The sequence below is a fragment of the Thioalkalivibrio denitrificans genome (assembly GCF_002000365.1).
Taxonomy (GTDB): Bacteria; Pseudomonadota; Gammaproteobacteria; order Ectothiorhodospirales; family Ectothiorhodospiraceae; genus Thioalkalivibrio_A; species Thioalkalivibrio_A denitrificans.
Genome location: NZ_MVBK01000149.1, coordinates 1 through 5419 on the forward strand (window position 1 = coordinate 1; position 5419 = coordinate 5419).

A 5419-nucleotide genomic window follows, 5' to 3' on the forward strand; every position below is an offset into this window, starting at 1 on the left:
CGGGTGCGAATCCTTCGCCTACTCCCGCGATCCCGGTGAGATATGCGGGCTAGAGAATGGCATCAGAGGGAAAACATCTGCTGCCGTTTGGAACCGAATCACAACCGCCCGGATTTCGGACCCGGATCCCCTTGAGCGCGTGGCCAAAAGGAGTGCTAAAATTTGAAGTCCGTCACACTCCTATCTTCAGGCCGTGTCGTGACGTCGTCGGCCATGTGGGGTTATAAAGCATGATGTCTGCGCCATCTCACGCTCCCGACCTTCTGGCGCAAGTCCCGCTCCGGGCTTCGTAGGCTGAACCGCCGTGCGTGATCTACTGCTATTGGTGATCATTTCGGGCCTTGTGCCCGTAATCCTGCTTCACCCCTGGACCGGCATTCTGACCTGGTTCTGGATCGGGCTGATGAACCCGCATCGGCTCACCTGGGGTTTCATGTTCAGTGCGCCGGTGGCCCAGGTCGTGGCACTGGTTGCCCTGGCTGGACTTCTCCTGGCCAAGGACCGGCGCCCCTTCCCGGTCACGCGCGAGACGATCATGCTGATTGTCTTTGCCATGTACGTGACCATGACCACATCCGTCGCCTGGGTGCCCGATCTGGCCTGGATGCAGTGGCAGGATTTCATGAAGATCCTGCTCATGACGGCCGTGACGCCGCTGCTCATTTACGGGGAACGGCGAATCGTCCTGCTGATTCTGGTCATGGCCTTCTCCATCGGCTTCTACGGGCTCAAGGGTGGTCTGTTTGCCATTGCCACCGGCGGCAACTACATGGTCTGGGGCCCCCCTCGAAGCTTCATTCGAGGCAACACGAATCTCGGCATGGCAATGATTATGGTGTTGCCGCTGTTGCTGATCAGCGCCCGCATGATGACCCGCAAGTGGGTGGATTTCGGCTGGGGCATCGTGAACCGGTGGCACAAGTGGATCGGGCTGGCCATGTATGGTGTGTTCTGGACGACGGCCATCGCCATCCTCGCCACTCATTCCCGTGGCGCCTTGCTGGGCCTGTTGGCGGTGGCGCCATTCATCTTCCTCAAGATGAAGCGCAAGTTGACCCTCGTTGTATTAGCCCTGGCCGCAGTGACCGTGGTCGGTTTGACTGTGCCTGACCGTCTCATGAGTCGCTGGCAGACCATCGAAACCTATCAGGAAGATCGATCCGCCATGCAGCGCATCCAGGCCTGGGGGGTCAATTGGAACATTGCCGTGGAAAACCCGGCGACCGGTGCCGGTTTCGTCATGGCAGCCATGCCGGACGAAGTCTGGATCAGCTATGCGAACTGGGTCGAGCCTTGGGCGAACACGGCGCGTGCAGCGCACAGCATCTATTTCCAGCTTCTGGGCCACCACGGATTCGGAGGTCTCGCCGTCTACCTGTTGCTGGTGGGATTCACCTTCCTGACATTGAATCGAATACGACGAAGAGCCAGAAAGGAGACAGGCCAGATATGGCTTGCGGAGTATGCCTGGGCCTTGCAGGTGGGGCTCATCGGATACCTGGCAGCAGGTGCCTTCCTGGACGTGGCCTATTTCAACCTGTTGTATGCCTTTGTCGCTCTGGCCGTGATTATGCGCCGCGAACTGGAGGAGGCACCCCGAGCCTCCGAGCAGGCGGCGGGCATCAGCGCGGGCGACGCGGTTCGGGCGACGGCACCGGGTGGCCCGCGTTTTCCGGATTTCGTGCCGAGGCCGGCCAGCGTCGAATCCCGGAGGGGCGAGGCATGAATCGCGGGAGCGGCCCGGCGTGATCACCCCCCTGGTGCGACATATCCTCTACCCCCTGCACGAGCGCCTGCAGGGTCGGCACACCTTCGCGTACCTGCGGGAGCTGGAGCGCACCCAGTGGCTGGAGGGTGACCGGCTCAGGGAACACCAGTGGGACAAGCTGCGCGAGCTGATCGCCCACGCCGCCCGAAGCGTCCCGTTCTATCGGCGTGTGTTCGACGAGGTCGGCCTGAATCCACAGTATTTCACTCTGGAGGATTTCCGCCGTATCCCTGTCATGGAGAAGGAGACCTTCAAGGAGAACGAGCCCGAGATTCTCGCTGAGGCCTATCCGGGCAAACTCGTCCGCCTGCGCACAGGCAGCTCCACCGGTTCGCCGCTGTGGTTCTACTCAAGCACCCACACCCAGGCCTTTCAGAACGCCGCCAAACTGCGCTGCCGGCGTTGGTGGGGCATCGAGCCGGGCGATATGATGTTCGAGTTCTGGGCCTCACCCATCGAGCTGTCCAAACAGGCCCTTGTGCACAACGCCAAGGACCGCCACCTGATGAATCACTACCTGCTCTCCGCGCACAACATGACCGAAGCGGTCATGGCCGAATACATCGCGTTGATGAACCGCAAGAAGCCGCGCGTCATCGTCGGTTATCCCTCCGCCCTGCATCTGCTCGCCCAGTACCTGGAAGCCGGTGGCACGCGGCTTCGGTTTACGCCCAAGGGGGTCGTTGCCACCGCCGAGATGCTCCTGCCCGCACAGCGGGAGGCCATACAAAGGGCGTTCGGAGCGCCCGTGATCAACGAATACGGCGCGCGGGACGGGGGGCTGCTCGCCTACGAATGCCCCGAGGGCAGCATGCACGTGGTAGCCGAGAACGTGTTCCTGGAAGTGGACCCGGACACATCGCCCGACGGCGATCCCGCCCGCGGAGACGTGCTGGTGACGAACCTCGAAAGCTTCGCATACCCGTTCATCCGTTATCGGGTCGGCGATCAGGTGACCCTGTCGGACAAGTCATGCTCCTGCGGCCGTGGCCTGCCGCGCCTCGAGCGTATCGAGGGCAGAAGAACGGACTGGCTCGTGGACAGCGCCGGCAGGAAGATCCATGGCCTGGTGGTGGCCCACACCATCGCCAAGGTGCAGGGCATCCGGCAATTCCAGATCGTGCAGAAGACACCGACTGAACTGCACATCCGGATCGTGAAGAACAATCTGTACAAAGACTCGGACGACGCCTGGATCATCCAGTCACTGGCGAAGTACTTCACAGGCCCGGTGCACATCCGACTCCTTCCGGTGGATCGCATCGAGGCCTCGCAGTCCGGGAAGCACCGCTTCATCATCAACGAAGCGGCGTGCTGAAGCAGGGACGGTTTTACCACGAAGCACACGAAGATCACGAAGGAACGTTCTACTCTCGCCAAGGGCGCCAAGCACGCCAAGGAAACCCTCCTTGATGGGATACGACGGGTCATGCCCGCTATGGCGTTGCATGGTGAGCTCTGTGGCGGGCACGGCCCGCCCTATCCCAACTTTGCGTTCTTTGCGCTCTTGGCGAGAGAAGATCGGTGTTTCGTGGGCTTCGTGGTAAACGGCCTTCAGATCCGCATCACCGCGTCGTTGAGGCGGTTCACAACCATCCGGCCGGATGCCTGCCAGATGGAAACCCCGATCGGCGGCACCGGGTCGAAGCTCAAACGATCGGGATCGACGTCCCGCATGAGCCCCGATCGGAAATCGTCGGGATGCTCGGCGATGAATTCACACAAGCGCGTGAACCGTGACTGGTTGATGCGGTTCTCCCGCACGATCTCCCCGCTGACAGAAACCTTCACGAACTCGAACGCGTGAGTGAGCAATACCACTTGCTGGTATCCCGCTCTGCGCGCCTTCCAGAGCAGGCTGCGGATCTCCGGCCAGGAGCTTCCCGTGATGGTCAGGCTCTTGCGCTGCACTGTCCGGCCAAGTGAGGCGACGTGATAGGTCAGGATGGGCAGCTCCACCACGCCGTGGAAGCGGTGCGCGCCGCCGATCTGATGGAGCGACCGGTCAGCCGGCTCGCAAATCCCCAGACCGATGTTCGAGGCGATGTGCAGTCCGCAGCCCTTGAGGGCGCGATAGACATTCCCGTCCACGTCCAGTCCGCCGCTTCGAAACGCCACGGGCCTTGGCAGTCCCCAGCGGATGAACGTCTCCAGCCCCGCCTCGATCAGTTCCGCAAGGGATTCGGGTGATCGTCCCGAGGTCCGGTCCTCGGGCGGGATGGATGCGAGGCGCCTGCGCCAGTCCGGTTCCCGGAAGTAGAGCCAGAAAGGATGCAAATGGAGCTGCACGTCCTGTCTACGGTCCATGAGTGTGCGGGCGATGCGGCCCATGGGTTCATCGCCGAAGTAGACGGTATTCAGTGCTTCGACAAAGAAGGTGGCGGAGAGCCCGTGGGCGTCCATGGTGTCCAGGAGAAACCCGAGCCCCTGGGAGCGGCCGTTGACCGGGCAGTGGACCCAGTCGGGGCCGACTGGCTCGCCCGTTTGCGGGTTGCTGAAGGCGTCGCCGACGCTGAATTCGGTGTCGACCGTGATGTGGACGGTGAGCGGTGTCACGGGTGCTTGGTGGCCACCACGTAGGTGTAAGGCGTAAGGGTGTGGGCCAGCCATCGCAGGGGCGGAAGCGCTCGAACGGAGCGGACCGCCACCCGCTTCGGAAACCCAGCGCCGTCCAGGATCATGGCATCAAAGCGGTCCCGGCAGGAGAACCCCAGTCGCCCGAGGTGACGCCTGAGCTGGAAATAGGAGAACCAGTGTACCGCCGGATAGGTGGCGTGATTGACCAGTTCCGGGCGTGTGGTCACCGCAAGGCGCTCATAGTGGCGCTTGAGGGGAGTGGGGTACCAGCTATACAAGGGCAACTCATACTCGGACTGCTTTGGGCACAACCAGTTTGTGGTGGTCAGGAAAAGCACGCCGCCCGGCCGCAGCACCCGGTCGAATTCCCGGATGCAGCGTTCCCAGTCCGGCACGTGCTCCAGCAGTTCCGGGGCGAGGCAGACGTCCATGGAGGCATCGGCGAACGGCAGCGCCTCCGCAGTACCGACTTGAAAATGGACAGGCAGGTCACGCGCCCCGGCCCTCTCTTTCGCCAAGTCAACCAGCGGCGCGTTGATGTCGATTCCGAATACATGGTGTCCCTGCTCCGCCCACACCATGCTCTGAGTCCCCGCGTTCGAGCCCACGTCCAGCACGTTCAGGGGGCGGGCGAGCGCGTCCTGACCATAGGTGGCCACCACAACTTCATAGATACGCCTGGAGCGGTCCAGTGCCAGCGGCGACTCGCTCTGCCGGGCGTAATATTCGTAGAACTCCCTGCTGCTGGAGGTATCGCGCGCCTGACCTTCTCCTGTAGCCCCCATAGCTCACCACTCTTCCACTGCAGCCGATCTGCCTCATATACCTGTAGGTCGGGCTTCAGCCCGACGGGCGATCCACGACCAAGGCGCAAGTTGTCGGCATAAAGGCCCACGTACGCCCGCGCTGTATTCCGCCCTGTGCGGCTCGAGGTCCAAACCCAGAGACGCCGCCCATCCATAACTAAGTGCAATCTAGCCCGTAGCCCCGAAGAAGTGCAATGCAATCCGGCCGGGAATCTTCCCGCTCCCATGGGTTTCATCCTCCCCCTGATGGGGGAGGATGAAACCCATG

Annotated in this window: 4 protein-coding genes; 2 read left to right on the forward strand and 2 right to left on the reverse strand. The window is 62.2% G+C overall.

The window, feature by feature from the left end:
• Positions 1-304: 304 nt before the first annotated feature.
• Both B1C78_RS16955 and B1C78_RS16960 read left to right on the forward strand, forming a co-directional pair.
• Complete coding sequence (locus B1C78_RS16955) at positions 305-1726, forward strand: putative O-glycosylation ligase, exosortase A system-associated (protein WP_077280332.1); 1422 nt, start codon at positions 305-307, stop codon at positions 1724-1726.
• Between the two features lie 19 nt (positions 1727-1745).
• On the forward strand, positions 1746-3086 hold the full coding sequence (locus tag B1C78_RS16960; RefSeq protein WP_077280333.1) for a phenylacetate--CoA ligase family protein: 1341 nt from the start codon (positions 1746-1748) through the stop codon (positions 3084-3086).
• Positions 3087-3322: 236 nt separating this feature from the next.
• On the opposite strand, the gene B1C78_RS16965 is transcribed toward B1C78_RS16960, so the two are convergent.
• Together B1C78_RS16965 and B1C78_RS16970 are read right to left on the reverse strand one after the other, a co-directional pair.
• The gene (locus B1C78_RS16965) at positions 3323-4324 is read right to left on the reverse strand and encodes a polysaccharide deacetylase family protein (RefSeq protein ID WP_077280334.1); all 1002 of its coding nucleotides are present in this window, start codon (positions 4322-4324) and stop codon (positions 3323-3325) included.
• Positions 4321-5130, reverse strand: a complete 810-nt coding sequence (locus B1C78_RS16970; protein ID WP_077280335.1) for a class I SAM-dependent methyltransferase — start codon at positions 5128-5130, stop codon at positions 4321-4323. Before B1C78_RS16970 ends, B1C78_RS16965 begins: the two co-directional genes overlap by 4 nt.
• Between the last annotated feature and the right edge of the window lie 289 nt (positions 5131-5419).

Excerpts from the sequence above, each read along its gene's own strand:
- B1C78_RS16970 (WP_077280335.1), bottom strand. The coding sequence starts at position 5,130 with ATGGGGGCTACAGGAGAAGGTCAGGCGCGCGATACCTCCAGCAGCAGG.